Raw genomic sequence first — 26,612 nt, 5'->3', positions numbered from 1 at the left:
CGCTCAGGCGGTGTCGACGTACGGCAGACTCGCGGCCGTCTTCTCGACCTCGCCGGCGTTCGCCTTCATCAGCGCTGTGGTGTCCCAGACGCCCTCGACGAGCGCCTTGCGCTGGGCGTCGTCCACGGTCACGTCGACGGTCGTATCGCCGTAGGTGACGGTCTCGGCCGCCACGTCGACGTCGATGTCGCCGTCCGGGTGCTCGTCCACCCAGTCCTGGATGGCTTCGACCGTCTCGGCGTCTCCCGTTACCGTCGGCACGCCGAGCGCGAGGCAGTTGCCCGCGAAGATCTCCGCGAACGACTCGCCGATGATGGCGTCGATGCCCCAGCGGACGAGCGCCTGCGGGGCGTGTTCGCGCGAGGAGCCACAGCCGAAGTTCGCGTTGACGACCATCACCGAGGCGTCGCGGAAGCGGTCCTCGTTCATCGGGTGGTCCTTCTCGTTGTCGTCGTCGTCGAACCGCTGGTCGAAGAACGAGAACTGGCCGAGGCCGTCGAACGTGACGACCTTCATGAACCGCGCCGGGATGATCTGGTCCGTGTCGATGTCGTTGCCGCGCACGGGGATACCGGAGCCGGAGACGCGCTCGACGGTCTCGGCGGGGCCGTCGGAATCAGTCATCCGCGACCACCTCCGCGGTTTCGAGGTCACGAACGTCGGTCACTTCGCCCTCGACGGCCGCGGCGGCGACCATCCGGGGGTTCATGAGGACGGTACGGCCGTCCTTGCTCCCCTGACGGCCGACGAAGTTCCGGTTGGAGGAGGAGGCACAGGCCTCGTCGCCCTCAAGCTGGTCCTCGTTCATGCCGAGACACATCGAGCAGCCGGCGTTTCGCCAGTCGAACCCGGCCGCCTCGAACGTCTCGCGCAGGCCCTCCTCCTCGGCGGCTCTCGCGACGCGCTGGCTGCCGGGGACGACCATCGCGCGGACGTCCGGGTGGACCTCGCGGCCCTCGACGATGCCGGCCGCACGGCGCAGGTCCGGCAGGCGTGCGTTCGTACAGGAGCCGAGGAACGCCACGTCGATCGGGTAGCCGTCCATCGTCTCGCCGGGCTCGACGCGCATGTGCTCTTGGGCGCGACGGGCAGTGTCCGCCTTGTCCGCAGGCAGGTCCTCGGGAGCCGGGATGGGCTGGGTGACGCCGACGCCCTGCCCGGGCGTGGTGCCCCAGGTGACGACCGGCTCCAGCTCGCTCCCGTCGATAGTGACCACGTCGTCGTACTCGGCGTCATCGTCGCTCCGGATGGACTCCCAGTACGGCTTCAGCTCGTCGAACTTCTCGGGGTGCTCCCGGAAGTACTCGGTCTCCTGCAGCCACTCGTAGGTGGTCTCGTCGGGGTTGACGTAGCCCGCACGGGCACCGCCCTCGATGCTCATGTTGCAGATGGACATGCGTCCCTCCATGTCGAGGCTCTCGATGGCCCCGCCGGCGTACTCGTAGACGTAGCCGACACCGCCGTCGGTGCCGAGCCGCCGGATGATCTCGAGGATGACGTCCTTCGCACCGACGCCGTCGGGGAGCTCCCCCGTGACCTCGATCTTGCGGACGTCCTTCTTCTCCATCGCGATGGTTCCGGTCGCGAGCACGTCGCGGATCTGGCTCGTGCCGATGCCGAACGCGAGCGCGCCGAACGCGCCGTGGGTCGAGGTGTGGCTGTCGCCACAGACGATGGTCTTGCCGGGCTGGGTGAGCCCCTGCTCCGGCCCGATGACGTGGACGATGCCCTGGTTCCCCGACTCGGGATCGGAGAACTCGATACCGGCGTCGTGGACGTTCTCCTCGAGTTCGGCCATCATCCGCTCGGCCGCATCGTCGGCGTAGGGACGCGACTGGTCGGCCGTGGGGACGATGTGGTCGACGGTGGCGTGCGTAAGTTCGGGGTACGCGACCTCCATGTCGCGCTCCTCGAGCATCCCGAACGCCTGCGGGCTCGTCACCTCGTGGATGAGGTGCAGCCCGACGAACAGCTGTGTCTGGCCGGTCGGGAGCTCCGTGACCGCGTGGCGGTCCCAGACCTTGTCGTAGAGCGTGCCCCCGGACATCAGTCGTCGTCCCGTTCGCTGTGCTCGCCCCCGCGCTCGAACACGCGGTTGGCGGCGGCGTCGTCTGTCGTCTGATGGCGTACGTCGGCCATGACGTCAGGGTCGTCGTCCGACTCGTCTTCGTCGGTGCCGTCGGTCGACTCGGAGACGTCGTCCTCCTCTGCTCCGGCGTCGAACGGCTCGGCTCCCGACTCGTCGTCCTCGCGGGCCGGGTCGCGGCCGCCGTCGGCGACGATGGTGACGCCGTGGTCGAACACCTGGCCCATGCTCTCGCCGGTGAACGGGTTCGTGTGGCTCACGTTCGCCATCGTTCGGTTCTCGGTGCGGGTCTGTCGGTCGGTGGTGCGTTCGGTCATTGTGGGGTGTCCGTCAGTCGTCCGCCTGTGGCGGGGTCGCGTCATCCGTTTGTTCGGTCGGTGCGTCGTCGGCCCACGCGAAGAGCCCGCGCAGCTCCTCGCCGACGGCCTCGATGTCGTGGGCCTTCTCCGCCTGGCGGCGCTGGTCGTAGCTCGGGCGGCCGGCCTGGTTCTCGGTGATCCACTCGCGGGCGAAGGTGCCGTCCTGCACCGCCTCGAGCACCCCCTCCATGTTCTCGCGGGCGTGCTCGTCGACGACCACGTCGCCGCGGGTCAGTCCGCCGTACTCGGCGGTGTCGGAGACGGAATCCCACATCTCGCCGAGCCCACCCTCGTACATGAGGTCGACGATGAGCTTCATCTCGTTCATGCACTCGAAGTACGCCATCTCGGGGCTGTAGCCCGCGTCGACGAGCGTCTCGTAGCCCTGCTTGATGAGCGAGGTGACGCCGCCACAGAGGACGGCCTGCTCGCCGAACAGGTCGGTCTCGGTCTCCTCGCGGAACGTCGTCTCGACGACGCCCGCACGGGTGCAGCCGATGGCCTGCGCGTACGCGAGTGCCTCCTGGGTGGCCTCGCCCGTCGCGTTCTGGTACACTGCGAGCAGGCCCGGCGTGCCCTCGCCGCGCTCGTAGTTCCGCCGGACGATGTGGCCCGGGGACTTCGGCGCGATCATCGTCACGTCCACACCCTCGGCGGGGCGGATCTGGTTGTAGTGGACGTTGAAGCCGTGGGCGAACTGGAGCGTGTCACCCGGTTCGAGGGCCGGCTCGATCTCCTCGTAGACGGCGGGCTGGACGGTGTCGGGGACGAGCACCGATACGATGTCGGCGGTCTCGGCCGCGTCGCGTGGCGTCTCGACCTGCAGGCCATCGGCCTCGGCGGCCGCCCGGGAACTGGAGTCCTCGCGCAGGCCGACGACCACGTCGACCCCGCTCTCGGCGAGGTTCTGTGCGTGGGCGTGGCCCTGGCTGCCGTAGCCGAGTACGGCGACGGTCTTGCCGTCGATGTAGCTCGTGTCGGCGTCGTCGTCGGTGTACACTGTCGTCGTCGTGGAGTCGTCTGTCGTCATTGGTTGGTTGATTGCGGGGTGGTGTCGTCGGTTGTCGATTCGCTGCCGCGGGCGAGCGCGGCGGTGCCGGTCCGGGTGACCTCGTGGACGCCGAAGCGCTCGAACGTCTCGACGGCCGCGGCGATCTTCTGGCGGCTCCCGGTGATCTCGACGGTGACCGTCTCCGGACACGCGTCGACGGTGTTCGCGTCGTACATCTCCGCGACTGCGGCGACCTGGTCGGGGTTCTCGGCCTCGACCTTCACGAGCGCCAGCTCGCGGTTGATGGCGTTCTCGGGCAGCTCCTTCACCGAGATGACCGGGATCTGCTTCCTGAGCTGCTTCTCTATCTGGTCGATGCCGGGGTCGGACTCCTCGGTCACGACCGTGATGCGGGCGCGGGAGTCGTTCTCGGTCGGGCCGACGGTCAGGCTCTCGATGTTGAACTGACGCCGGCTGAACAGCCCGGAGACCTTCGAGAGGACGCCGGGCTCGTGCTCGACGAGAACCGAGATGACGGCGCGGCGCGTCGCCGGCTCGGCCTCGACCTCGGGGTCGATACGGATGCCCTGTTTGTTCCGTCGTCCCTCGGGGGTGGGGCGCTCCGTGGGAGCGGGCCCGGGCAGTCCGGAGCTCACAGGTGCCCCTCCTCCAGCGCGAACTGGCCGTTGTCGCCGCCGCTCGGGACCATCGGGTAGACGTTCTCCTCGGGGTCGATGTAGCAGTCCAGCACGGCGGGCCCGTCGTACTCGAGCGCCTCGGTGATGGCGTCGGCGACCTCGTCGTACTCCGCGACGGTGATGCCCTTCGCGCCGAAGCCCTCGGCGAGCGTGGCGAAGTCTGGACACCAGTGGTACTCGGAGGCCATCCGCCGGCGGTCGTAGAACGCGTCCTGCCACTGACGGACCATCCCGATGTGCTCGTTGTTCAGCACGACGACCGTGATGTCGAGGTTCTCGCGGACCGCGACCGACAGCTCCTGCATCGTCATCAGGAACGAGCCGTCGCCCTCGAAGGAGACGACCTGCGTGTCGGGGGCGGCGACCTTCGCGCCGATGGCGGCGGGCAGGCCGTAGCCCATCGTTCCCAGCCCGTGGCTGGAGACCCAGGTGCGGGGCTCGGTGTACTGCCAGTACTGGACCGCCCACATCTGGTGCTGGCCGACGCCGGTCGTGACGATGGCGTCGTCCTCGGTCGCTTCGTCGAACGCCTCGACGACGAACTGCGGCTTCAGCGGCTCGTCATCGGGGGTCGCGTAGTCCATCGGGTACTCCGACTTCCACTGCTGACAGGTCGCGCGCCACTTCTTCGTCTCGGGCGTGGCGCGCATCGCCTCGTCCAGCTGGGTGACGACCGTCGCGGCGTCGCCGACGAGCGGGTAGTCGGCCTTGACGTTCTTGCTGATCTCGGCCGGGTCGATGTCGACGTGGACGACCTCGGCGTCGGGCGCGAACGTCTCGATGCCGCCGGTGAGGCGGTCGTCGAAGCGGCAGCCGACCGCGACGAGGCAGTCGGTGTGGGTGATGGCCATGTTGGCGTAGCCGGTGCCGTGCATGCCGGCCATCTCCAGTGCCAGCTCGTGGTCTTCGGGGAACGCGCCGACGGCCGGCATCGTCGTCGTCACCGGCACGTCGTAGGTGTTCGCGAACTGTCGGACCTCCTCGCTGGCGTCGCCCTTGATGACGCCGCCACCGACGAGCAGCAACGGCTTGTTCGCGGCCTCGATGGTGTCGGCGGCCTCGCGGACGGCCGACGGGTCGGCGCGCTCGGTCACCTGGTACGTGTCGGGCGTGGTCGGCGGGCCGGGTTCGTGGTCGGTCTCGTCCTGCGTGACGTCCTTCGGCAGGTCGACGAGCGTCGGACCGGGACGGCCCGCAGCTGCGAGGCCGAACGCCTCGCTCACGTCGTCGCCGACGGTGTCGGCCCCGCTGGCGAAGTAGTTCGTCTTCGTGATGGGTGCCGTGACACCGGTGGTGTCCGTCTCCTGGAAGGCGTCGTTACCGACGAACTCGGTCGGGACCTGCCCGGTCAGTGCGACGACCGGGTCGGAGTCCATCGAGGCGTCGGCGATGCCGGTGACGAGGTTCGTCGCCCCGGGGCCGGACGTGGCCATGCAGACCCCCGGCTCGCCCGAGACGATGCCGTACGCGTCGGCCGCGTGAGCCGCGCCCTGTTCGTGGGCCATCGTCACGTGGCGCACCGCCTGGGAGTCGTAGAGCGCGTCGTAGACTGGCATGATGGCACCGCCCTGCACGCCGAAGCAGTACTCGACGCCGGCGTTCTCCAGCGCCTCGACGACCGAGGTCGCGCCGGTGCGTGGCCGTGGCGGCTCCTCGTCCTCGGCCGGTGTCGCCTCACCTGTGGCTCCGTCCGTGGGTGCGGTACTCGCTCGTTCGCTCATGGAGTCGGGCCGTCGAACGGTGTTGTGGTCGTGGGGCGATACCGGTGGTCACCCGCGGCTGGCGGGTGACGGGTGGCTGTGGTTCGGGTTCGTGTGGATGTGTCGGCGGTGTGCATCGGTGTCGTACGGACGCTCGGCTGTGGGTCTGGAGTCGGTGCAGAAACGGTCGGCGGAGGGGTGATGGTAGGGGCTAGGCGGCCCCTACAATACCGAGAATACGTACGACGGTGCGACCGCTGTCGAGGGGCAGGCCCCGGACAGACGGTCGACGTCTCATTACTGGATACGTAGGGCGAGCACGATATATAAACGTTGGCGGTCGTGCAGTCCTTGCCACCGGACCGCATCAGACCGACACCTCCTCTCCGTCCTCGACCCGCTCGATGCCCGCGTCGCGTGCGAACTCGCGGACCGTCGACGCGGTGACCCGTTCCTTCTCGGCACCGCGGTCCTTCACCTTCTGTGTGACCGTACGGACCTCGCTCTCGGTCGGGTCGTAGCCTGCTTCGACCAGGTGCTCGCGGACGGCGTTGACGCCGGTGTGCTTGCCGAGCACCAGCTCGCGAGTCGCGCCGACCATCTCCGGGGTCATCACGCCGGGCTCGAACGTGTCGCTGTTCTCGATGACGCCCGCGGCGTGGATGCCCGACTCGTGGCTGAAGGCGTTGTCGCCGACGACCGGCTTGTTCGCCGGCACCGGCATGTCCGAGCGTGCCTCGACCAGCTTGCTCAGCTCGGTGATGCGCGTCGTGTCGATGCCGGTGTCCGTCTGGTACACCGACTCGACGGCCATCACGAACTCCTCGTAGGCGGCGTTGCCGGCGCGTTCGCCGATGCCGTTCACCGAGACCTGGGCCTGGTCGGCACCGGCCTCGATGCCCGACAGCGCGTTCGCCGTCGCCAGCCCGAAGTCGTCGTGGGTGTGGACGTCGATTCGTGCGTCGGTGTGGTCGGTCACCGTGTCGATGAGGTCGTAGAACCGCCGCGGCGTGGCGACCCCACAGGTGTCCGGCACGTTGATCCAGTCGGTGCCCGCCTCGGTGACGGCCTCGACCATCTCGACCAGGAACGCCTCGTCCGTTCGGGTGGCGTCCATGGGCGAGAACATACAGTCGACGCCGGCGTCTTTCACCTGCCGGACGGAGTCGACTGCGCGTTCTTTGACCTGTTCCCTCGTAGCGTGCATCGAGTCCTCGATCTGGACGTCGGAGGTGCTGACGAAGACGTGGACCATCTCCACGCCGGCGTCGAGTGCGGCCTCCACGTCCTTGTCGACGACGCGGGCGAGCCCGCAGGTCGTCGCGTCGGTGTGACTGGCGATGTCGGAGACAGCCTCGAACTCCGCGTCGGAGTTGACGGGGAACCCGGCCTCGATGACGTGGGTCCCCATCTCGTCCAGCACGGCCGCTATCTCGCGCTTGTCCTCGTAGGAGAACGACGTCCTCGGGGACTGCTCGCCGTCCCGCAGTGTGGTGTCGAAAACTCGTGCAGCGTCGAACTCGTCAGTTACGTCCAGGGTGCCCTGGAAGAACTCGACCGCCCTGACTGGTGTCAGAGCGAGTGTCGTTGTGAGACATCGTACCCGTTCCGAGGTGCGAACTCCTATATAAGCCTGGTGCTGTGACAGGTCCCGCCCCCGGCGATATACGGGGTTGTAGACCGTGACAATCTGGAGAACCACCAGCGGGCACCGGCTACTGTCGGATATGCATTCCTTATATTGTTTGCATCCCTCACCGCGGTGCCAGCCCGGTTCGAGCGCTCGTACAGGTGGCCGGCTACCCCAGCGTTAAACGGCTGGTCGCCGTCCGTCTAGCTATGGCAGACGAAGTTATCCGGCTCCTCAAGGAGGCGTACGGCGACGAGATCGAGACCGTGATGAACTACATGTCGAACTCCATCGTGCTCGACGGCGTCCGGGCCGAGGAGATCAAGGAGAGCCTCGACCAGGACATCCAAGAGGAGCTCACGCACGCCCGACAGCTGGGCGAGCGGCTGAAGCAGCTCGACGACGCCCCGCCGGGATCGATGGCGTTCGAGGCCAGCCAGGAGAGCCTCCAGCCCCCTGCGGAGACGACGGACGTGCTCTCGGTCATCGACGGCGTCATCGAGGCCGAAGAGGACGCCATCGAGACGTACCGGTCGCTCATCCACGCGGCCGAGGACGCGGACGACCCCGTGACCGAGGACCTCGCGGTGACCATCCTCGCCGACGAGGAGGCACACCGCACCGAGTTCCGCGGCTACCGGAAGGAGTACCGCAACGACTAGTCCTCCGGCGCGCCCTCGGCACCGCCGGGCCCCGTCGGCCTGTCCTCGCTGCTGTCCGTCGACGCGTCTGCCGACTCCGCAGCCGCGGGTTCGGTCGGCTCGTCGGGCGTCGCGGCGGACGAGTCGGGTGCCCCTGCTGCTGCTGCGTCCAGCGTCTCGACGACCCGCCAGCGGTCCGCCGGTGGGTCCGACCAGACCGTCAGAGCCGCGAGGACGAGCGAGCCGACCAGCCAGAGCACCAGCCCGACGACGTTCGCGAGCACCGCCGAGAGCGGCAGCGTCGCGGCCTCGACGGTCTGGATCGACAGTGCGAGGGTCAACCCGCGGAACGCGCTGTTCGGGCTGAGCGCGAGCAGGTACCGGAGCCCGTCCGGGCCGACGGTGCCGGACGACAGCGCGGCGACGAGCCCGAGGTCCAGCCCGACCGTCAGCAGCACGAACACGCCGACGGCGGCCGCGATGGCGGTTCGGCCCCGTGCCGTGACCGTCGAGACGGCGACGACCGCGCCCAGCACGACCGCGGCGTACAGCGTCGCGAGCAGGACGAATCGGAGGTACGTGCCGAAGGGTCCGTCGCCGCCGTGGGTCGCGATGACCGGGTTCGCGGGCGGGCCGAACAGCGGCACGAACAGCCCGGCGACGAGTAACGTGACGAACACGAGCGAGAGCACCGCCGTCGCCCGCCCGACAAACACGCCGACGACGTAGGTTCGGGGCCGGAGTGGATACGTACGCAGTACGTCGAGCTCTTTCGAGGCCGCGTCGGCCTGGATGGCCCGGTAGCCGAACGCTACGGCGAGCAGCGGCACGAGCACCTCGACGGGCGTGAGCAGGTCGGCGACGAGCGGGACGTAGCCAGTCAGGCTGCTCGCGAAGGCGAGCCACCAGACGATCGCGGCGAAGCCGACCGCGGTCGCGATGTAGGCCGGCGTCCGCGCCACGATGGTGAGCTCGCGCTCGACCACCGCGAAGAGGTCGTCGGTCTCACCGTTCATGCGTCACCCTCCGTCTCCGGGTCCGACTCCTCGTCTCGTCTTGGCCGGTCAGCCCCGGTTCGACCGGCTCGCACTGTGAGTTCGTCGCCGACCATCCCGCGGAACGCCGCCTCCAACGTCTCCGCACCGGCGTCGTCGATGACGGACTGCGGCGGCCCGTCGGCGATGATGTCGCTCCGGTCGAGCACGAGCAGGCGGTCCGCGGTCTCCGCGCCGACGAGGTGGTGGGTCGCGAGGACGACCGCGACGCCGCGGTCGGCGAACGCGTCGGCTGTCTCGAAGATGTGGCGCCGCATCGCCGGGTCGAGCCCGCTCGCTGGTTCGTCAAGCACGAGCAGCGGCGGGTCCCCGAGCACCGCCCCGGCCATCCCGAGCAGCCGCTTCATGCCGCCCGAGAGTGCGCCGACCCGGCGGTCGGCGACGCCGCCGAGCCCGACGAGTTCGAGCGTCTCCTCGACGTCCGGGTCGTCGGCGAGCAGTTCCCCGTAGAACGACAGCGTCTCCCGGACGGTGAAGCCCGACCGGAACGCGGGTTCTTGCGGGCAGAAGCCGATCGGGTGGTCGCCGGTGGCTGCGACCGTGACCGAGCCTTCCGTCGCGGGCAGCAGCCCGGCGAGCACCCGCAGGAGCGTCGACTTGCCGGAGCCGTTCGGGCCGACGACAGCGGTGACGGTGCCGGATTCGAGCGTGAAGGACACGTCGTCGAACACCGTCACGTCGCCGAACGCGAGCGCGACCGAGTCGACGCTGGCGACGGGGTATCGGTCGACCGACTGGTGGGTGGCGTCCGCCGCTGGCTCGTGCTCGCTCATGCCACCACCCCCGTGGCTGCTCGCGTCGCGCTGGTGTTCAGTGCGGCCGCGACCGCCGCGGGCCGGACTGGCCGAACCTGCGGTGCCTCGTCGACGACCCCGCGGCTCCGGAGGCCGGGGAGCGAGCCCTCCTGGGAGCGGAGCAGCTGGACCGCGGGCGAGGTGGCGAGCACGTGGGCGTCTGGGGACGACGCGGCGTACCGGTCCACCGCCCCGGTCGGCTGGAACGGGCGGTCGACGAAGCCGTCGCGGTCGCTGTCGACGCCGGGTGCGCCGCCCCAGTAGTTGCCCGCGCCGTCGTCGGTCCAGATGCGGACCGGCCCGAGCGAGGTGGAGACGTAGCGGTCGTTGCCGACGATGTCGTTCGCGGTGACGATGTTCGTCGGGATGAGCGTCGAGGCCCGGATGCCCACGTCGTTGTCGACGACGACGTTCCGGGCGAACAGGGACCGATCCGAACCCACGTCCAGCCCCTCCTCGTTGCCGACGACCGTGTTCTGGACGACGTAGGAGGCACGGCCGGCCACGTCGATGCCGACGGCGCTGTCAGTCACGTGGTTGCCCGCGACGACGTTGTCCTCTGGCAGCGTCATCACGACGACGCCGGTCCGGGTCCGCGTCGCGCTGTTGTTGGCGACGAGCGTCTCCGAGGTGTACATCTCGTGGACGCCGAAGCGGAGATCCGCGAACTGGTTGTCCCGGACGACGGTGCCGTCGCCGAGGTGCATGTAGACGCCGTCGCGGCCGCCGACGAACGTCGAGTCCTGCACGAGCATGCGAGAGTGGACGGTGATGGTGCTCATGAAGCCTTCGCGCCACGGCGTCTGCCCGTCGACCTGCACGTCCTCGATGACGACGCCGTCGCTGTAGCGCACCGTCACGCCGTTCGTGGGCGTGTCGATGTACACGTCGGCGACGTACGAGCCGGCCGCGTCGTCGAGTTCGATACCGGAGGCTGCGTAGCCGTAGGCTCGGAGTACCTGTGCGTCCCACGCGTCGGCGTCGACGGTCAGGTTGGGTCGGGCCTGCTGCTGGCCGATGCCGCGGATGGAGAGGTCGGTGACGGCGACGCGGGCGTCGAACGCGCGGAGGACGCTGCCGTTGCCGTCGCCGACGAGCCAGGTCTCGTTGACGCCCGCCCCCCGGATGGTGAGGGGCTTGCGGACGGTACGGTTCACGTCGTGGTACTCGCCGGCCGGGAGCACGACTGTCGTGTTGGGCGGCGCCCGTTCGATGGCCGCTGCGAGCGTGGGGGCGTCCTCGCCGACGACGACGGAGACGGGGCGGTCACGAAGCTGGCGGGCGTCTGCCGCCGCGGCGTCTGCCCAGGCGTGCCGGTCCGTGGCGCGGCGCTCGGCGGCGGCGATGGACAGGTCGGACCGGTCGAAGGGGTGGGCGCGCAGGCCCTCCCAGCCGACGACGGTGCCGCCGAAGCTGTCGGTGAACCGCTCGGCCGCTGCTCGTTCGGAGAACGGGACGACGGCGCTTCCACCGGGATGTCGCGCGCTGGAGTCGACGACGAAGTGGGCGTTCTCGACGGCGACCCAGTCGGTGTCACCGCCGGTCATCCGCAGGAAACCGTCGTCGCCGGCGGCGAGTTCAGCGTCCGCGTAGTCGGTGACGTAGATGGAGAGCGGGACGCCGAACTGGCGCTCGTGGCCGTCCCGGTCGAGCTCGGTGACGAGGGAAGAGAGCCCCTGATGGCCGACGACGTACCGGTAGCGCGAGTAGAACACCTCGGCCTGCGGCACGGCCAGGGAGCGCTCCTCGACGACGCGCTGTTCGGCCTGGGTCAGGTCGCTCATCGTGATGGTGTCGTCGAAGTCGACGACCGACGGACCCTCGCCGGGGTCGACGTCGACGACGAAGACCCCACTGGTCACGAGCAGGATGGCGGCGAGCGCGGTGACGAGGTAGCGCGCGTACACGGCTCACCGACCGACCAGTGCGGGGGTGATGTCGTCGAACGAGACGACCTCGCCGCCGTACTCACCGGCGAAGGCGTCGGCGTCGCCCGCGTCGGAGAACGGGACGAAGTCCGCACCCATCGCGCCGTTGACCTCGCTCCCGACGACGTAGGAGAGGTCACGCGCCAGCGCGAACGCCTCCGCCTCGGGGTGGGAGCTGATGTACGGGGCGTCGTCGGACGACGAGACGCTGTACTCGACCGTGGAGTAGTCCGTGACGTAGATGGCTGCCGCGGTCCGGCCCTGGTCCCGGTTCTCGAAGAGGTGCGGGAACAGGCACTGCTTGAGCGCGTCGAACCGGAACGGCGCGTCGTGCCCGTCAGGGGTGTAGTCCTCCCAGAATATCTGGCCGTTCGCGCCGGGGTGGTTCGCGATGACCATCCCGCAGTTGTCGCAGGCGTCGCTGCTGCCGATAGTGATGGCGGCGGGGGCGGAGCTGTCACCGTCGCCGTCGAGACAGCCGGCGAGCGCGGTGGCGGCGAGTGCGCCGCTCGCGCCGAGGACCGTCCGTCGTGACACGTCGTGGTCGTCAGTCTCCGCGGGACTCGTGCGATTGTGGTGGTGTCGGCACATGGGAAACTCGTTGGAGTGGGAACCGTTCGTACTGATATTGTGTCTGGGGGACAATATCAATGCCGATGGTGCTTCGCAACTGGTAATCGGGAAAAACTACTTCCGTCGTGGCCGAGGCGAGGATTTTTCTCGTGGCGATTCGACTACTGCCCCATGAGCAACTTCGACCTGGACCTGAACGCGGTCGAGGACCACCTGCCCGACGAGGCGGACGAGGAGGACGTCTCCGGCGCGGTCGAACTCGGGCATCTGGACGGATCCACATCGGACGAGGAGTGGGTGGAGACCGTCATGAGCGGCCGCATCCTCGTCCTCAACGTCGAGGGTGACGTGAACGAGCTCGCGTCGGGGTTCGCCCGCAAGATCAAGAACGAGGGCGGTGGGCTCGTCCACTTCCGTGGCTTCCTCATCGTCTCGCCGCCGGGCATCGAGATCGACACCGACCGCGTCTGACTCAGCGCACGGTCAGGTAGTGCCCGTCCGGGTCCCGGATTCTGACGCCGCCGTCGACCGACTCGACAGCGCAGGCAGCGTCGCCGACGGCCTCGCTGGCCGCCGCAGGGTCGCCCTCGAAGCCGAGCTCGACGTGCAGACCCCCTCGGGCGTCCGCGAGGCCGAGGTGGGGCTCCCAGAGTTCGAGCGCCATCGGCCCCTGGAGGCGGGTGCGGACGCGGTCCTCGCCGCGGTCGACCGGCTCGAAACCCAGGTCGGTGTAGAACGACTCGGCCCGCGCGAGGTCCTCGACCTCCAGTACGACCTCGAACACCCCGTCGATACCCGGCCCCGCGACCGTCGTCTGCCCGAGTTCGACGCAGTTGCCGTCGGGGTCGTAGCAGTACAGCGAGCGGGCGTCGCCGAACACGTGCTCCTCGAGGTCGAGCTCTCCATCGAGCTGGTCCCACCAGTCGTCGTACTCGGCGGCCGGGATGGAGAACGCGAAGTGGGTGTGGACGCCGCCCCGCGGCACGGTCGACGGCCGCCGGAGGACCAGCTCGGTGTCGCCGGCGTCGTAGGCGACGGCGTCGTCGTCGCGGCGCAGTTCCGTCAGTGCGAGCGTGTCGCCGTAGAAGTCTGTGGCGGGGTCGAGGTACTTCACCTCGAGCCCGAGTCGAGAGAGTGAATCGAGCATACCGTGGGGTTCGGCGTGCTGTCGCTTAAACGTGGACTGCCACGGTGCGTTCGTCAGGGCACCCGCGCCACCGCGAGCATGTGACTCGACAGGTCGACCACGCTCCGGTCCTCGCGCAGCGCGTCGTTCACCTCGCGGACGACCCGTCGACGGTCGTCGCCCAGCCCGTCGAACTCGTCGCGACGGGTCGAGGCGACGCCCTCCAGTGCGGCCAGGGTCTCGACGGCGAGCCCGCCCGATTCGAGCAGCGACTCCAGCTCGTCGGCGCGGAAGAAGTGGCAGTCAGCCATCACGGGCTCGACACCGTGTTCGGCACACAGCTCGCCGGTGTAGTCACCCGTATCGACGAGCTGGGACAGGATGGGGTAGTCCGCGGCCGACCCGTCGAAGCGCTCGCGGCCGGTGTGGTCGACGGTGTTCACCACCGCCGAGAGCAGGCCCATCACCGAGACGAACACCGGGCCACCGGTGCGGGTGACCCGACGTAGCTCCGCGACGGCGGTCTCGCGCTCGGCCTCGTCGACCACGTGGGAGACGGGGCCGCCGAGACAGAGCGTCGCGTCGAACTCGTCCGCGTCGAACGCGAGGTCCCGCACGTCGCCCTTCTCCACCGTCACGCGGTCGCCGAGGTCGCGCTCGCCGACCTGCTCGCGGGCGATGTCAAGCTGTTCCGCGCTCAGGTCGACCAGCGTCACGTCGTAGCCCTGCTCGGCCAACCAGACGGTGTAGCGTCCCGCCGCGCCGCCCACGTCCAGCACGTGGCCCGACTCGGGGAGGTAGCGGTCGAGGTACTCGACGGTCCCCTCCCACTCCAGTCGGTGGAAGAAATCCCGTTCCAGTCGGTCCCACTCGCGCTCGCCGTACTCGTCGTAGAACGCCTCGGGGTCAGTGGTGTCTGTCATGGTCGGTTCCACGACGGCCGACGGAAAAGGATTGCCGAAGGTGTGGTTCGGTCTGTCGAACCACCTGCCGCGAGCCGTCGATTTATCAGCGACCGGACCCACTGGTGACGCATGGGAATGAAAGGCTCCGGCACGGCCGAGGACTTCCGGGTCGTGAACGAGGGCGACCACGGCTTCGGCTGGATCGCCTACCCGGACGAGGAGATGCAGCGTGCGTCGGTCGCGCTGGTCGGCGACGACGAACAGGTGTGGGTGTGCGACCCGATCGACGTGCCCGGGCTGGACGAGCTGCTCGAAGAACACGGCGAGGTCGGCGGCGTCGTCGTGACGCTGGACCGCCACAAGCGCGACTCGGCGGCGGTGGCGAACCGCCACGACGTGCCCGTCTACCTGCCGACGTGGTTCACCGGCGTCGCGGACGACCTCGACGCGCCGGTCGAGCGGTTCGGGAACGAGCTCGACGACTCGGGCTACCGAACGCTTCGCCTGCGAGACGGGCGGTTCTGGCAGGAGGCCGGGCTGTACCACGAGGAGAGCGGGACGCTCTGGGTGCCCGAATCAGTGGGGAACTGCGACTACTTCCTCGCGTCGGGGGAGGACCTTGGCGTCCACCCGGCGCTCCGGGCGTTCCCGCCGCGGCGCGCGCTCGGCGAGCTGCGGCCGGAGCGCATCCACGCCGGCCACGGCGAGGGCGTCGGGACGGACACGACCACGGCACTGTCCGACGCGCTGGCCGGGTCGAGAAAGCGGATGCTCGGCGTGTACGCCAGGGCGGCGCGGAACGCGATGCCGTTCTGAGGACCTGGCCTCTCACAGTTGCTCGGTCGTGATGGTCTCGGCGAGGAGGAGGTAGCCAGCAGCGAGCGGGAGGAGCTGTACCCTGTGTGGACACCTGTACGCACAGGGTTCGGCGGCGAACGAGGCAGCGACGGAGGGCCCGAACACCGGCGACCAGTCGTAGAACACGTGGAGCTCTTCGACCCCGCCGCAGGCGGCGCCGAAACAGGCGGATAACGGAATCGGCAACGCTGCGACGCCGAAGAACATCACGCCGAGCAAGGCGGCCCGCCACTTCGCCGACAGTACTGGCTGCATTCGGTCACCGACACCGAGCCTGAAGAGTCCGATGAGGAACAGAGACAGGAGCACGAGGCCCATCGCTCCGACGTGGCTGAACGCCGGATGGACCGCGACGGACGCGGCCCCGACGACGAGGACGGTAAGGGCACACCAGAGCACCAGCACGCGGAGCGAGAGATAGCGACGGACTCGCTCGCGGATCTGCGAGACGGCGTCTGCGGAGGGCATCGACTGATAGTTCATACACGATTCCTACAAAATCTTCCCCGCTGGTCGACCCACCGGGTGGACATAGCGCTGCCGAGGTTTTTTGCCGCTCATCTGGGAGATACGGGTATGGAAGAAGAAATCGGCCGGATTCGAGACCACGATCTCCGGTCGGTCTGGGAGAACGAGGAGCGGGATTTCACTCGATGGCTGACGAAGAACATCGACCTGCTGGGATCGGAACTCGGAATCGAGATCGAGGACGCCCGCGCCGAGGAATCCATCGGGGACTTCTCGGCGGACATCGTGGCCCGGGAGATGAACACGGGTGAGACAGTCGTCATCGAGAACCAGTACCACAAGACCGACCACGACCATCTGGGGAAGTTGCTGACCTACTCCGCGGGCAAGCACGCCGGATTCACGATGTGGCTGGCCGAGGAGTTCCGACCCGAGCATCGGAGCGTCCTCGAGTGGCTGAACGAGAGCGGCCCGAACGACGTGCGGTTCTTCGGTATCAGGCCTCGGGTGGTGAGTATCGAAGGGTCGGGCGAACGGGGATTCGAGTTCGAGATCGTCGTCGAGCCGAACGACTGGGAGCGTGAGCTCATCTCGGACGATCTGAGTGAAACGGAACGTGGCTACCGGGAGTTCTTCGGTCTGGTGGTGGACGCATATGCCGAGCACCGGCCGGGATGGAACCGGTTGAAGCCGGGGCCTCGAAACTACCTGACGTTCAGTGCCGGACTCTCGGGAGTCAGTTTCGGGTGGGTGTTCCATCAGGGGCCCGAATTCTGCATCGAGCTCTACATCTCGACGTCGGAGAAAGAACGGAACGAAGAAATCTTCGAGGCACTGGAGGAGACCCGGAGCGAAATCGAGTCGGGACTGGCCACCGCACTGGAGTGGCAGCGGCTCCCGGAGAAACAGGCCTGCAGGATAAAGTGGTCGATGGAGATAGATTCGAGAATCACAGAACTGACGACCGAACAACGGAGGGAACTGGTCGAGTGGGGAGTAGAGTCGATGGCCGACTTTCAGGATGAAATCGAACCGCGGATAGCGACACTGTCTCGGGGGTAGGCTTCACCAGGTCAGCCCTTCGTACGTGATTCCCTCGCGACGCTCGACCACGTGCCGCCCGTCGACCACCACGGGGCTCGCCATCGCGTCGAACTCCGCGTCGAGCGCGGCGAACTCGTCCCAGTCGGTGACGACGGCGCAGGCGTCCGCTCCATCCAGCGCGGCCGCCGCGGAGTCGGCGAACGCGACCTCGACGTCGGGGTGCTTCTCGCGGAACTTCTCCGTCGCGACGGGGTCGTAGGCGACGACCGTCGCGCCGCGCTCGCGCAGGCCCTCGACGACCGGAACCGCACGGGAGCCGCGCACGTCGTCGGTGCCGGGCTTGAACGAGAGCCCGAGGACGGCGACGCGCGCGCCGGCGGGGTCGACGTGGTCGGCGAGCAGGTCGAGCAGGCGCTCGGGCTGGAGGTCGTTCACCTCGACGGCGGCGTTGAGCATCGGCGGCTCGTAGCCGGCGTGCTCGGCGGCGGCGATGATGGCGGCGACGTCCTTCGGGAAGCAGGAGCCGCCCCACCCGAGTCCCGAGCGGAGGAAGCGCTCGCCGATGCGGTCGTCCAGCCCGATGGCGTCGGCGACCTCGTAGGCGTCGACGTCGAACTCCTTGCAGACGTTGCCGATGTCGTTGATGAGGCTGACCTTGCTCGCGAGGAAGGCGTTGTTGGCGTACTTGATCATCTCGCCCTCGCGCAGGCCGGTCTCGACGACGGCGGGGTCGGCGGTCTCGATGACGCCGGCGTAGAGCGCGTGGAGCTGGTCGAGCGCCCACTGGTTGCCCGTGGTCCCGAAGACGATCTTCTGGGGCGTCCGGAAGTTCTCGACCGCCGAGCCCATCTGGAGGAACTCGGGGTTGACGGCGACGTGGACGGACTCGCCGACCGGTGCGTCGAGCTCTTCTTCGAGAGTGGGAATTACGAGTTCGTCCGTGGTGCCCGGGACGACCGTGCTCTTGACGACGACGAGATGGTCGCCCTCCTTCGCGGCGAGCTGTTCGCCGAGCGAGCGCGTGGCCGCCTCGATGACGCTCGTGTCGATGCTGCCGTCGTCGCGGGAGGGCGTGCCGACCGCGAGGAACGTCACGTCCGTGTCGCGCACCGCCGTGTAGTCCGTCGTCGCGCGAAGTCGGCCGCCGGCGTGCTCGGCGAGCAGGTCGTCGAGGCCCGGCTCGTGGATCGGTGAGTGGCCCTCGTTGATGGCTGCGACGACCTCCTCGTCGATGTCGACGTTGACCACGCCGTGCCCGTCGTCGGCCAGACAGGCCGCGACCGTCGTCCCGACGTAGCCGCTCCCGATGATGCTGACGTCCATTGCCAGCCAGTTCACCGGGGCGGCTAATGACGGTGATGGTCTCCATCAATCCCGGCCTCGGCCGGCACCGACGCCAGCATGTCCCGTGGGACGTGGGACCAAAAGACATGCCTTAGACGAATAAATCTGTGCAGTTTAATTACTCTCAGTAGTTATATCCGGCAACCGTGACTGAACGCAGTTTCGACCCACGAACGTACTCCGACCTCGACCCCGCCCGGCGACCGAGCCTCGCTCAGGCGCTCGTCCCGGTACTCGGCGTCGTGGTCTTCCTGGGAATCGGCTCGGGCTACCTCGGGCTCGCACCACACGCACCGCTGCTGTGGAGCATCGTCCTGACCGCCGCGGTCGGCAAGCACTGGCTCGGCTACAGCTGGGACGACCTCTACGAGGGTATCGCGGACAGCCTCCTCATGGGGCTGCAGTCCATCCTCATCCTGTTCGTCATCTACGCCCTCATCGCCACGTGGATCAGCGCGGGGACGATTCCAGGGCTGATGTACTACGGGCTCTCCGTGCTGACTCCGACGGTGTTCCTCCCGGTGACGGCCGTACTCGCGGCGCTTGTGGCGTTCGCCATCGGCTCGTCGTGGACCACCGCCGGCACCCTCGGCGTCGCGTTCATCGGCATCGGGTCGGGCCTCGGCATCCCCGCACCGATGACCGCCGGGGCGATCCTCTCCGGCGCGTACGCCGGCGACAAGCAGTCGCCGCTCTCGGACACGACGAACCTCGCGGCCGCGGTGACCGACACCGACCTCTACGACCACATCCACGCGATGCGGAACGGCACCGCCTTCGCCTTCGGGCTGGCCGTGCTCGCCTACGCCGCCCTCGGCCTCCGCGCTGGTGGGGCGATTCCGGCCGGCCGGGTCGCCGAGATACAGGGCGCGCTGGCCGGCACCTACGACCTCTCGGTGCTCGTCGTGCTCCCGCTAGTCGTCACGTTCGGCCTCGCGCTGTACGGCTACCCCGCCCTCCCGACCCTGGTCGCGGGCGTGTTCGCGGGCGTCGCGACGACTGTCCTCGTCCAGGGAACCGGCTTCACCGCCGCCTGGAACGTGTTCCTGAACGGTACCGGCCCGGAGACGGGCGTCCCGGTCGTCACCAACCTGCTGGTGAGCGACGGACTCGCCGGCTCGGCGTGGACCATCTCGGTCGTCGTCGCCGCCCTCACACTCGGCGGCCTGCTCGAACGCGTCGGCGTGCTGGCCGTGCTCGCCCACCGGCTCACGGCCGCCGTCCGCGGCCCGCGCAGCCTCGTCGCCGGGACCGGCGTCTCCGCCATCGTCGTGAACGCCTTCTCCGCACAGCAGTACATGAGCATCGTCGTCCCCGGCATGACCCTGCGGAACCTCTACGACGAGTACGACCTCGACAGCGACGACCTCTCGCGGGCCGTCGAGGCCGCGGGAACGCCCACGGGCGCGCTCATCCCGTGGCACGCCGGCAGCGTCTACATGGCCGGCGTGTTCGGCGTGCTGCCGTGGGCCGGCGAGTTCGGGCTGGCGGGCTTCGCCCCCTACTACTTCTTCGCGTACCTCTCGCCGCTCGTCCTGTTCGGGAGCGCTGTGCTCGGATTCGGGTTCGACGACCGCGGCGAATCCGACGGTGTCCCGCGGTCGAGCACCGGCACGGCGGCCGACGACTGACGCGTCGCTGGCGACGACCAAACCCCTTTAAGCCGCCCACCTGCTAACGACTGACGTGGTATATCTCACACGGGGGTTGCTCGAGACACTGCTCGACTTCGCTCGCGAAGCTGACCCGGAGGACGTGACGGTGTCACTCGCCGCGACGGCCGCCGCCGAGCTCGACGGAGCTGAGGGCCTCTCGCCGGAGACACCCGTGCTGACGGACTTCTACCTCCCCGACGCCGGCGGCTCGGTCTCGGCGGTGTTCGGCGTCGACCTCGGTACCCCGCCCGGACAGACACACGGCCGGTTCGTCTCGCACGCGACGGGCGAGCTGGCGGTCTCCCGCGAGGACGACCTCCACGCCGTCGTCTTCGTCGCCGTCCCGCCCTGGGCCACCGAGAACGTCCGCGCGTTCGACCGCTCCGGCCGCCGGCAGGAGATGCACGTCGTGGACGCGGTGCCGCCCGAGGGCTCGCTCGACTGAGCCCGGCTCGGGCGCGCCGGCGCGCTTGCTACTCCAGATAGCCCAGGTCCTGCAGCTGCTCAGTTATCTCTTCGAACTCCGCCTCGGTGAGCTCGCCCCGTTGCTGGTGCTGGATGACGATGCTGCGCAGCAGGAACCGCACGAGGTCCGACGTCGAGGAGAAGCTCGTACCCTCGATCGTCTCCTCGACGCGCTCCGCGAGGTCCTTCGGAATAGAGACGGTGGTGTAGTCAGTCACGTGCGCTCAGAGCGTGGCGTCACTATTGGGCCTTGCGGAGCCCCGACGCCGTGGCCGAAGCGTTTTGACCCGCGAGCCGTAACGACCGGGCAACGATGGGAATGCGCCCGCCGTCGAACGACACGGACGAGCCGACCTCGGTCGAGTTCGGCATCGCGGCGGTCGACGCCAGGCTCGACGAGTACGATATCGAGTACCCCGCGACGAAACACGACCTCGAACGTCGGCTCGGTCACCTCGACGTCGCCTACGACATGAAGGGTCACACGCTGTCGATGCGCGACGCGCTCGAGCAGGTCGACTGCGCCGAGTTCGCCGACGAACAGGCACTCCTGAACGCGCTCCACCCCGTCTTCGAGCGTCGTCGCGAGAAAGGAACCGTCTTCGACCGACTCCGGTCGAGCCTACCGTTCTAACCCGTCTGCTCTGGGAGATCCCGCCCTCAGTCGTCGTACTGCTCGTCGATGTCCATCCGCTCTGCCAGTCGTTCGACGCGCTCGCGCTGCTCGCGGTGCAGGACGACCATGGTGTCCGCGAGCACGCCGAACATCGCGAGCTGTACCCCGACGAGCAACAGGACGCCCGCCAGCATCGCGAGCACGTCGTGTGGGACCTCGTTGACGAACCAGTCGTAGGCGACGAACGCAGCGACGAACACGCCTGTCACCCCGACCACGCCACCGACCGTCCCGAAGTAGAACAACGGATTGTGCGTCTTCGAGCGCAGATACAGCGTCAACAGGATGCCACCACCGTCGCGGAACGGCCGGAGGTTCGTCTCGGAGCCGTCCGGCCGTGCGAGGTAGGTGATGTCGACGACCTCGGTGGCGACGTTGTGCCGCGCGCACTCGACGGCGAGCTCCGTCTCGATACCGAACCCCTCCGCGCTGAGCGACATCAACTCGAACGACTCCCGCGTGAACGCGCGGTAGCCCGAGAGGATGTCTCCGAAGTCCTGCCGATGGATGAGCCGGAATCCCGCGTTGATGATGCGGTTGCCGAACTGGTTGAGCCGCGTCATCGCGCCGGACTCCATGTCCGCGAAGCGGTCGCCGACGACGTGCTCCGCACGGCCCGAGCGGAGCGGTTCGAGCATCGCCTGTGCGTCCTCCGGCTTGTACGTGCCGTCGCCGTCCAGCATCAGCACGTACTCCGCGTCGATGTGCTCGACGCCCTCGCGCACCGCCTCACCCTTGCCGGAGCCGCGCCCGGTCCCCGTCTGGAGGACGACGCGTGCGCCGTGCTCTGCGGCGATCTCGCGGGTCTCGTCGGTGGAGTGTCCGTCGATGACGAGGACGTTCTCGAGCCCCTCGTCGTACAGGCCCGACACGACCTCGCCGATGGTCGCCGCCTCGTTGTACGTGGGCACCAGCACGCAGACATCGTCGTCGTCCGTCTCGGCCATCGCACGAAGTTCCACGTGGCGGGCGCAAAAGAGTTGCTGTCGGTCCCGGGGTGGAGGACTAAAACTATTTACAGCCGGGGCGGCCGATATGGTGGTATGAAAGCTGTCGTACTCGCCGCCGGGAAAGGGACCCGTCTGCGACCCCTGACCGACGACAAACCCAAGGGAATGGTCGAGGTCAACGGCAAGCCCATCATCACGCACTGTCTCGAACAGCTGCGCGACCTCGGCGCAGACGAGTTCGTCATCGTCGTCGGCTACCTCAAGGAGAAGATCATCAGCCACTACGGCGACGAGTTCGAGGGCATCCCCATCACCTACGCCCACCAGCGCGAGCAGAAGGGCCTCGCCCACGCCCTGCTGTGCGTCGAGGAGTACATCGACGACGACTTCATGCTCATTCTCGGCGACAACATCTTCCGCGCGAACCTCCAGGACGTTGTGCGACGCCAGCGCGAGGACCGCGCCGACGCCGCCTTCCTCGTCGAGGAGGTGCCCTGGGAGGATGCGAGCCGCTACGGTGTCTGTGACACCAACAAGTACGGCGAGATCGTCGACGTCGTCGAGAAGCCAGAGGACCCGCCATCGAACCTCGTGATGACCGGGTTCTACACGTTCTCGCCGGCCATCTTCCACGCGTGTCACCTCGTCCAGCCGTCGAACCGTGGCGAGTACGAGATCAGCGACGCGGTCGACCTGCTCATCAAGAGCGGGCGGACAATCGACGCCATCCGCATCGACGGCTGGCGTACCGACATCGGCTACCCGGAGGACCGCGACGAGGCCGAGCGGAAACTCCAGGAGGCTGACGAGGTCGTCGCGGACGACGCGAGCGCCACCGACGAGGAGACCGAGGAAGCAACCGCCGAGAGCGGGTCCGAATAGATGCAGGCAGTCGTCGTCGCCGCCGGTGAGGGGACTCGCATGCGGCCGTTGACCGCGAACCGGCCGAAACCGACGCTCCCGGTCGCCGGGACGCCGCTCGTCGAGCGCGTCCTCGACGCCGCCGCGCCGTACGTCGACGGCTTCGTACTCGTCGTCGGCTATCGGGACGAGGTCATCCGGGAGCTCGTGGGCGACAGCTACCGCGGCCGGCCCGTCGAGTACGTCGAGCAGACCGAACAGCTCGGAACCGCCCACGCCGTCGGGACAGCCGCCGAGGCGGTCGACGGCCGCTTCCTCGTGCTCAACGGTGACGTCGTCGTCACCGACGAGCTCGTCTCGGGGCTCGTCGAGGCCGGCGGCACTGCCGTCGCGACCAAGCCGGTCGACGACCCGTCGAACTACGGTGTCGTCAGCTACGAGAACGGTCTCCTCACCGAGCTGATCGAGAAGCCTTCGGACCCGCCGTCGAACCTCGCCAATCTCGGCCTCTACGCCTTCGAGGAGTCCGCCTTCGACGCCATCGAGCGAACCGAGCTGAGCGAGCGTGGCGAGTACGAGATCACGGACTCCATCGGTCACCTGCTTGCCGATGGTGAAGACGTTTCTGTGGTGGAGTACGACGGCCCGTGGCTCGACGTCGGCCGCCCGTGGGAGCTGCTCTCGGCGACGGAGACGCTACTGGAGGGGCTGGAGGGTCGCGTCGACGGTGCGGTAGAGGACGGCGCGACGCTGTCGGGCCCGGTCGTCGTCGAGGATGGCGCTCGGGTGCGCGACGGCGCGTACATCGAGGGCCCCGTCGTGGTGCAGTCCGGCGCGGATGTCGGCCCGAACTGCTTCGTGCGCGGTGCGACGGTCGTCGGCCCCGACGTTCGAGTCGGGAACGCGGTCGAGGTGAAGAACTCAGTGCTGATGCGCGGGACGAACGTGGCCCATCACGCCTACGTCGGTGACTCGGTGCTCGGGCAAGAGGTGAACTTCGGGGCCGGGACGAAGGTCGCCAATCTGCGCCACGACGACGAGAACGTCCGTGTGACCGTGAAGTGTGAGCGGGTCGATACCGGACGGCGGAAGTTCGGGGTGGTGTGTGGCGACGAGGCGAAGACCGGTATCAACTCGAGTTTGAATGCTGGAGCGACGTTGAGTTCCGGATCGATGACTAGACCTGGAGAGGCTGTTCTGCGAGACGTCGAGTGAGGATATGCTCTTGATGAGAAGGTGCTCAGGCGAGATGACTACAGCTTCGGGAGCATTGGAACGTCGAAGGGCAGGTTGTCCGAAACCGTACGCTGGAAGCGAGCCGAGAGGAGGAAGTAGACGGCGAAGTAGACGGACGCTCCGAGACCGACGAGTACGAGTACAACGATGAAGTTCTGCGAGATGAGGTCCGAAGAGCGCTCCATCCGAAGTCCCTGATAAACAACGGCGCCCATGATCAGTGCCGCCGCCCACTGTCGGGTGAATTCGGCGTACGGGATGGAGAAGGTCATCACGGTGTTCAGGTAGTAGTAGCCCAATATGAGGCTAATTGCGACCGAGAGCGTTGTCGCGACGGCGGCACCCACCCAGCTGAACTCAGGGATGAGTGCCACGTTCAGCGCAACGTTCGCGACCGCGAACGCGCCGTTCACACGGAACGACAGGTCCGGTCGGTTGATTGCATCGAGGGTGTTCAGGATCTGGTTCTGATAACTCATTATAAAGTTCGCGACGATGAGAATGATCAGTATTATCGCACCTTGGGTGAATTCTTGGCCGTATATTCGGAGGATACGTCGTCCGAGTATCGCTCCACCGACGATGCCGGGAATAAGGAAGAGACCGGCGTAGGCCAGCGAATCCTCAACGAGGTTTCGCACCGCATCATTCCCCTCTTTCGCCGACAACTCGCTCATCTTTGGAAACAGCGTCGTGCTAATGGCAGTCGAGAAAATAATAAGAAACTCTGAGATATTCCACGCTATGGAGTAGATCCCGATGAGGGACGACGGAACGAAGAAGCCAAGTACCAGAATGTCAGTGAAGCTGAACATCTTTGACCTCAGGCTTCCGATCCAGGAGAACTTCGCGAAGTCCGTGAGACTCTCGAAGTGCCGGCGGCTCGGTAACGAGAATCGGTCTAGGCCTCGCATCACAAAGTAGAGTGCGATAGCAATGGCGACCAGATAACCCGCAAGGTAACCAATGAACAATCCAGCCAGCTTTAGCCCGAGGAGGACGGCCCCAATCTGGAACAGACTCCGTCCGGCGGTCTTCACCGTCCCGAGAACACCGTCGATGTGGACAAGTCCGAGGCCGGTCAGTATTGAGGACATCGTAGAGTTGGCCAAGGTCGCGAACAGCACGAAGACGACGTATACTGTCGCCTCAAGCCCGATGTAGTCGTTGACATACGGTCGTGCAACGACGAGAGTGAACGTGATGAGGGTGAACATGGTCCCAATGATGAACACACCCGCAGCGACGAACTCCCCCTGTTCGACCCCCTCACTGATGCGTTTAGAGATGGCCTTCGAGAATCCGATGTTGCCGACGATGGAGAGCCATGCGACGAGACCGACGACCAAGTAGTAGTCGCCCAGTACGTCTGCGCCGAGGATACGGGCGAGATAGATCGTCGAAAGGAAGCCGAATGCGGTCGCGACGATACGCGATACGAGGTAGACGACTGAAGTTTGTCCGAGATTCATCGTACTTGGGGACCTATGATACATCCATCTGGAACTGAGACGCTCATAATCCTTCTCTTGTGGTGTCTTATCTGTCCGTTGCCACTTTGTGGCTTACAGTCATATCCGCCACTCTCACCTGTACCCTAGAGCTGCCAGCCGGTCCGAGACGGTGTCATCGTCGAACTCGGATTGGCCAACGGGTTCCTCAGCTACCATGTCACGTCTGTTCTCAGAATCGATCTGAAGCCAGGGGACTCCTCTGAGCGTTGGTGTGCTAAATCCTTCCATGTGGCCCCACACTCTAGTCGTTCCTGGGAGTAGCCGTTCGCCCAGCATCTCGCCATGGTCCGCTGTGATGACCGACTTCCCGTCGACCTCGGCCAGTAATTGTTCGACTGATTCGAGTACTATCTGCAGGCTCTCTGTGTAGGCCGTCCGGATTTCATCGACCGTTATCTCGCGTTGTTTCACCGCTCCCCAGATCTGGATCCCTTCATCGTGATTCCCGTAGCCTTGCAGATCAACCCGCTCTCTGAGGCGGTCAGCCATCTCCCCGAGGTACGGACGTTGGGGTTGCATGAAGTGGACGATTAACCGCTTGTTGGGGTATTTCTCATGGGCTTCGACTGCGGCTTCCACGACTTCTTCCGGCTGAACGGTCCCGATGTCGCCGTCCCAGCGGTTCATGTGCAGGTGGTCGATATCGTGGAATGTGCCCTCTTCGATATCCGTCGAGAACGGGTTCGCGGTCACGTATACCGTGTCGTATAGCTCCCGATCAGTGAAATTATCGCGGATGAACTCCCAGCTCTTTTTTCCTTTCGACACTTCCCTGCGTAGGGCGCCGTCAAGGGTATTCAACTCCTCGAAGTAGTCGTATCGGCACGCGTCGAGGACGATCAGGTTGTCCCAGTCCTCGTCCATAACGTCGATGCCATCCTCATACTTGTACTCGAGGTATCCCCCGTAGACTCGATGAATCGGAAGGCTGCCGAGTCGAAGGGCCTCACGACCGAACAAGACAGGGTTGTTGATTGCCCGTCGTAGATTCTCGAGGGTGTAGTGGTTCTTCATCGGGGACGTGCATTTCAGGTTCGAAACCTTCGATCAAAACC

General features: G+C 67.0%; 28 protein-coding genes. 9 read left to right on the top strand and 19 right to left on the bottom strand.

Annotated features, from left to right (window positions below; all coding sequences use genetic code 11):
• Nucleotides 1-3: 3 nt before the first annotated feature.
• The 7 genes from leuD to NO978_RS02160 all read right to left on the bottom strand — a co-directional run bounded on the left by leuD (nt 4) and on the right by NO978_RS02160 (nt 7,461).
• Entirely contained in the window at nt 4-624 is a 621-nt protein-coding gene (gene leuD / locus NO978_RS02190; protein ID WP_257297876.1) for a 3-isopropylmalate dehydratase small subunit, read from the bottom strand.
• Complete coding sequence (leuC, locus tag NO978_RS02185) at nt 617-2,047, bottom strand: 3-isopropylmalate dehydratase large subunit (protein ID WP_257297875.1); 1,431 nt, start codon at nt 2,045-2,047, stop codon at nt 617-619. Before leuC ends, leuD begins: the two co-directional genes overlap by 8 nt.
• Nucleotides 2,047-2,403, bottom strand: coding sequence for a hypothetical protein (locus NO978_RS02180; protein ID WP_257297874.1), 357 nt, complete (start codon nt 2,401-2,403; stop codon nt 2,047-2,049). The genes leuC and NO978_RS02180 overlap by 1 nt, the downstream gene beginning before the upstream one ends.
• 13 nt (nt 2,404-2,416) lie before the next feature.
• Complete coding sequence (gene ilvC / locus NO978_RS02175) at nt 2,417-3,475, bottom strand: ketol-acid reductoisomerase (protein WP_257297873.1); 1,059 nt, start codon at nt 3,473-3,475, stop codon at nt 2,417-2,419.
• Nucleotides 3,472-4,092, bottom strand: a complete 621-nt coding sequence (gene ilvN / locus NO978_RS02170) for an acetolactate synthase small subunit (RefSeq protein WP_257297872.1) — start codon at nt 4,090-4,092, stop codon at nt 3,472-3,474. The genes ilvC and ilvN overlap by 4 nt, the downstream gene beginning before the upstream one ends.
• Nucleotides 4,089-5,855, bottom strand: a complete 1,767-nt coding sequence (ilvB, locus tag NO978_RS02165) for a biosynthetic-type acetolactate synthase large subunit (protein WP_257297871.1) — start codon at nt 5,853-5,855, stop codon at nt 4,089-4,091. Before ilvB ends, ilvN begins: the two co-directional genes overlap by 4 nt.
• Nucleotides 5,856-6,201: 346 nt before the next feature.
• Nucleotides 6,202-7,461 (bottom strand): LeuA family protein, encoded by a 1,260-nt coding sequence (locus tag NO978_RS02160; RefSeq protein WP_369684090.1) that lies wholly within the window; start codon nt 7,459-7,461, stop codon nt 6,202-6,204.
• A gap of 212 nt (nt 7,462-7,673) precedes the next feature.
• Between NO978_RS02160 and NO978_RS02155 the strand changes: the two genes are divergently transcribed.
• The gene (locus NO978_RS02155) at nt 7,674-8,126 is read left to right on the top strand and encodes a ferritin-like domain-containing protein (RefSeq protein WP_257297870.1); all 453 of its coding nucleotides are present in this window, start codon (nt 7,674-7,676) and stop codon (nt 8,124-8,126) included.
• On the opposite strand, the gene NO978_RS02150 is transcribed toward NO978_RS02155, so the two are convergent.
• Genes NO978_RS02150 through NO978_RS02135 form a run of 4 tightly spaced genes read right to left on the bottom strand, consistent with a single transcriptional unit; the run spans nt 8,123 to nt 12,419 of the window.
• The gene (locus tag NO978_RS02150) at nt 8,123-9,121 is read right to left on the bottom strand and encodes an ABC transporter permease (RefSeq protein WP_257297869.1); all 999 of its coding nucleotides are present in this window, start codon (nt 9,119-9,121) and stop codon (nt 8,123-8,125) included. The genes NO978_RS02155 and NO978_RS02150 overlap by 4 nt on opposite strands.
• Complete coding sequence (locus tag NO978_RS02145) at nt 9,118-9,933, bottom strand: ABC transporter ATP-binding protein (RefSeq protein ID WP_257297868.1); 816 nt, start codon at nt 9,931-9,933, stop codon at nt 9,118-9,120. The genes NO978_RS02150 and NO978_RS02145 overlap by 4 nt, the downstream gene beginning before the upstream one ends.
• On the bottom strand, nt 9,930-11,861 hold the full coding sequence (locus NO978_RS02140; protein WP_257297867.1) for a NosD domain-containing protein: 1,932 nt from the start codon (nt 11,859-11,861) through the stop codon (nt 9,930-9,932). Before NO978_RS02140 ends, NO978_RS02145 begins: the two co-directional genes overlap by 4 nt.
• Before the next feature lie 3 nt (nt 11,862-11,864).
• Nucleotides 11,865-12,419 carry a nitrous oxide reductase accessory protein NosL gene (locus tag NO978_RS02135; protein ID WP_257297866.1) on the bottom strand — a complete coding sequence of 185 codons (555 nt, stop codon included), beginning with the start codon at nt 12,417-12,419 and terminating at the stop codon, nt 11,865-11,867.
• 207 nt (nt 12,420-12,626) lie between these two features.
• On the opposite strand from NO978_RS02135, the gene NO978_RS02130 reads away from it, so the two are divergent.
• Nucleotides 12,627-12,926 carry a DUF5779 family protein gene (locus tag NO978_RS02130; protein ID WP_257297865.1) on the top strand — a complete coding sequence of 100 codons (300 nt, stop codon included), beginning with the start codon at nt 12,627-12,629 and terminating at the stop codon, nt 12,924-12,926.
• 1 nt (nt 12,927) lies between these two features.
• Here the strand turns inward: NO978_RS02130 and NO978_RS02125 are convergent, their stop codons facing one another.
• Together NO978_RS02125 and NO978_RS02120 are read right to left on the bottom strand one after the other, a co-directional pair.
• Nucleotides 12,928-13,602 (bottom strand): VOC family protein, encoded by a 675-nt coding sequence (locus NO978_RS02125; protein WP_257297864.1) that lies wholly within the window; start codon nt 13,600-13,602, stop codon nt 12,928-12,930.
• Between the two features lie 53 nt (nt 13,603-13,655).
• Nucleotides 13,656-14,504, bottom strand: a complete 849-nt coding sequence (locus tag NO978_RS02120) for a bifunctional 2-polyprenyl-6-hydroxyphenol methylase/3-demethylubiquinol 3-O-methyltransferase UbiG (RefSeq protein WP_257297863.1) — start codon at nt 14,502-14,504, stop codon at nt 13,656-13,658.
• A 111-nt stretch (nt 14,505-14,615) separates the two neighbouring features.
• On the opposite strand from NO978_RS02120, the gene NO978_RS02115 reads away from it, so the two are divergent.
• On the top strand, nt 14,616-15,302 hold the full coding sequence (locus NO978_RS02115; RefSeq protein ID WP_257297862.1) for a hypothetical protein: 687 nt from the start codon (nt 14,616-14,618) through the stop codon (nt 15,300-15,302).
• Nucleotides 15,303-15,314: 12 nt separating this feature from the next.
• On the opposite strand, the gene NO978_RS02110 is transcribed toward NO978_RS02115, so the two are convergent.
• Complete coding sequence (locus tag NO978_RS02110) at nt 15,315-15,812, bottom strand: hypothetical protein (protein WP_257297861.1); 498 nt, start codon at nt 15,810-15,812, stop codon at nt 15,315-15,317.
• Nucleotides 15,813-15,920: 108 nt separating this feature from the next.
• On the opposite strand from NO978_RS02110, the gene NO978_RS02105 reads away from it, so the two are divergent.
• A complete protein-coding gene (locus NO978_RS02105) occupies nt 15,921-16,874 on the top strand; it encodes a DUF4268 domain-containing protein (RefSeq protein ID WP_257297860.1) in 954 nt (317 codons plus the stop codon).
• Nucleotides 16,875-16,877: 3 nt separating this feature from the next.
• On the opposite strand, the gene aglM is transcribed toward NO978_RS02105, so the two are convergent.
• A complete protein-coding gene (gene aglM / locus NO978_RS02100; protein ID WP_257297859.1) occupies nt 16,878-18,179 on the bottom strand; it encodes a UDP-glucose 6-dehydrogenase AglM in 1,302 nt (433 codons plus the stop codon).
• 167 nt (nt 18,180-18,346) lie between these two features.
• Between aglM and NO978_RS02095 the strand changes: the two genes are divergently transcribed.
• Together NO978_RS02095 and NO978_RS02090 are read left to right on the top strand one after the other, a co-directional pair.
• Nucleotides 18,347-19,831 carry a Na+/H+ antiporter NhaC family protein gene (locus NO978_RS02095; RefSeq protein WP_257297858.1) on the top strand — a complete coding sequence of 495 codons (1,485 nt, stop codon included), beginning with the start codon at nt 18,347-18,349 and terminating at the stop codon, nt 19,829-19,831.
• Between the two features lie 55 nt (nt 19,832-19,886).
• Nucleotides 19,887-20,300, top strand: coding sequence for a hypothetical protein (locus tag NO978_RS02090; protein WP_257297857.1), 414 nt, complete (start codon nt 19,887-19,889; stop codon nt 20,298-20,300).
• A gap of 28 nt (nt 20,301-20,328) precedes the next feature.
• On the opposite strand, the gene NO978_RS02085 is transcribed toward NO978_RS02090, so the two are convergent.
• Entirely contained in the window at nt 20,329-20,538 is a 210-nt protein-coding gene (locus NO978_RS02085) for a ribbon-helix-helix domain-containing protein (RefSeq protein WP_257297855.1), read from the bottom strand.
• A gap of 95 nt (nt 20,539-20,633) precedes the next feature.
• On the opposite strand from NO978_RS02085, the gene NO978_RS02080 reads away from it, so the two are divergent.
• Complete coding sequence (locus NO978_RS02080; RefSeq protein ID WP_257297852.1) at nt 20,634-20,954, top strand: hypothetical protein; 321 nt, start codon at nt 20,634-20,636, stop codon at nt 20,952-20,954.
• 26 nt (nt 20,955-20,980) lie between these two features.
• Here the strand turns inward: NO978_RS02080 and aglJ are convergent, their stop codons facing one another.
• Nucleotides 20,981-21,943: an S-layer glycoprotein N-glycosyltransferase AglJ gene (gene aglJ, locus NO978_RS02075; RefSeq protein WP_257297851.1), complete on the bottom strand. Its 963-nt coding sequence runs from the start codon at nt 21,941-21,943 to the stop codon at nt 20,981-20,983.
• 96 nt (nt 21,944-22,039) lie between these two features.
• Here aglJ and aglF point away from each other — a divergent pair, with 96 nt between their 5' ends.
• Both aglF and glmU read left to right on the top strand, forming a co-directional pair.
• A complete protein-coding gene (gene aglF / locus NO978_RS02070; protein WP_257297850.1) occupies nt 22,040-22,828 on the top strand; it encodes a UTP--glucose-1-phosphate uridylyltransferase AglF in 789 nt (262 codons plus the stop codon).
• Nucleotides 22,829-24,022, top strand: coding sequence for a bifunctional sugar-1-phosphate nucleotidylyltransferase/acetyltransferase (gene glmU / locus NO978_RS02065; RefSeq protein WP_257297849.1), 1,194 nt, complete (start codon nt 22,829-22,831; stop codon nt 24,020-24,022). It begins immediately after the preceding gene.
• Nucleotides 24,023-24,060: 38 nt separating this feature from the next.
• Here glmU and NO978_RS02060 read toward each other — a convergent pair whose 3' ends face one another.
• On the bottom strand, nt 24,061-25,515 hold the full coding sequence (locus tag NO978_RS02060; RefSeq protein ID WP_257297848.1) for a flippase: 1,455 nt from the start codon (nt 25,513-25,515) through the stop codon (nt 24,061-24,063).
• 114 nt (nt 25,516-25,629) lie between these two features.
• Nucleotides 25,630-26,571 (bottom strand): hypothetical protein, encoded by a 942-nt coding sequence (locus NO978_RS02055; RefSeq protein ID WP_257297847.1) that lies wholly within the window; start codon nt 26,569-26,571, stop codon nt 25,630-25,632.
• Nucleotides 26,572-26,612: the final 41 nt, after the last annotated feature.

Source organism: Haloarchaeobius sp. FL176 (assembly GCF_024609245.1).
Taxonomy (GTDB): Archaea; Halobacteriota; Halobacteria; order Halobacteriales; family Natrialbaceae; genus Haloarchaeobius.
Note: the sequence above shows the minus strand (reverse complement) of the source record. Positions and strands in the feature narration are given on the sequence as shown.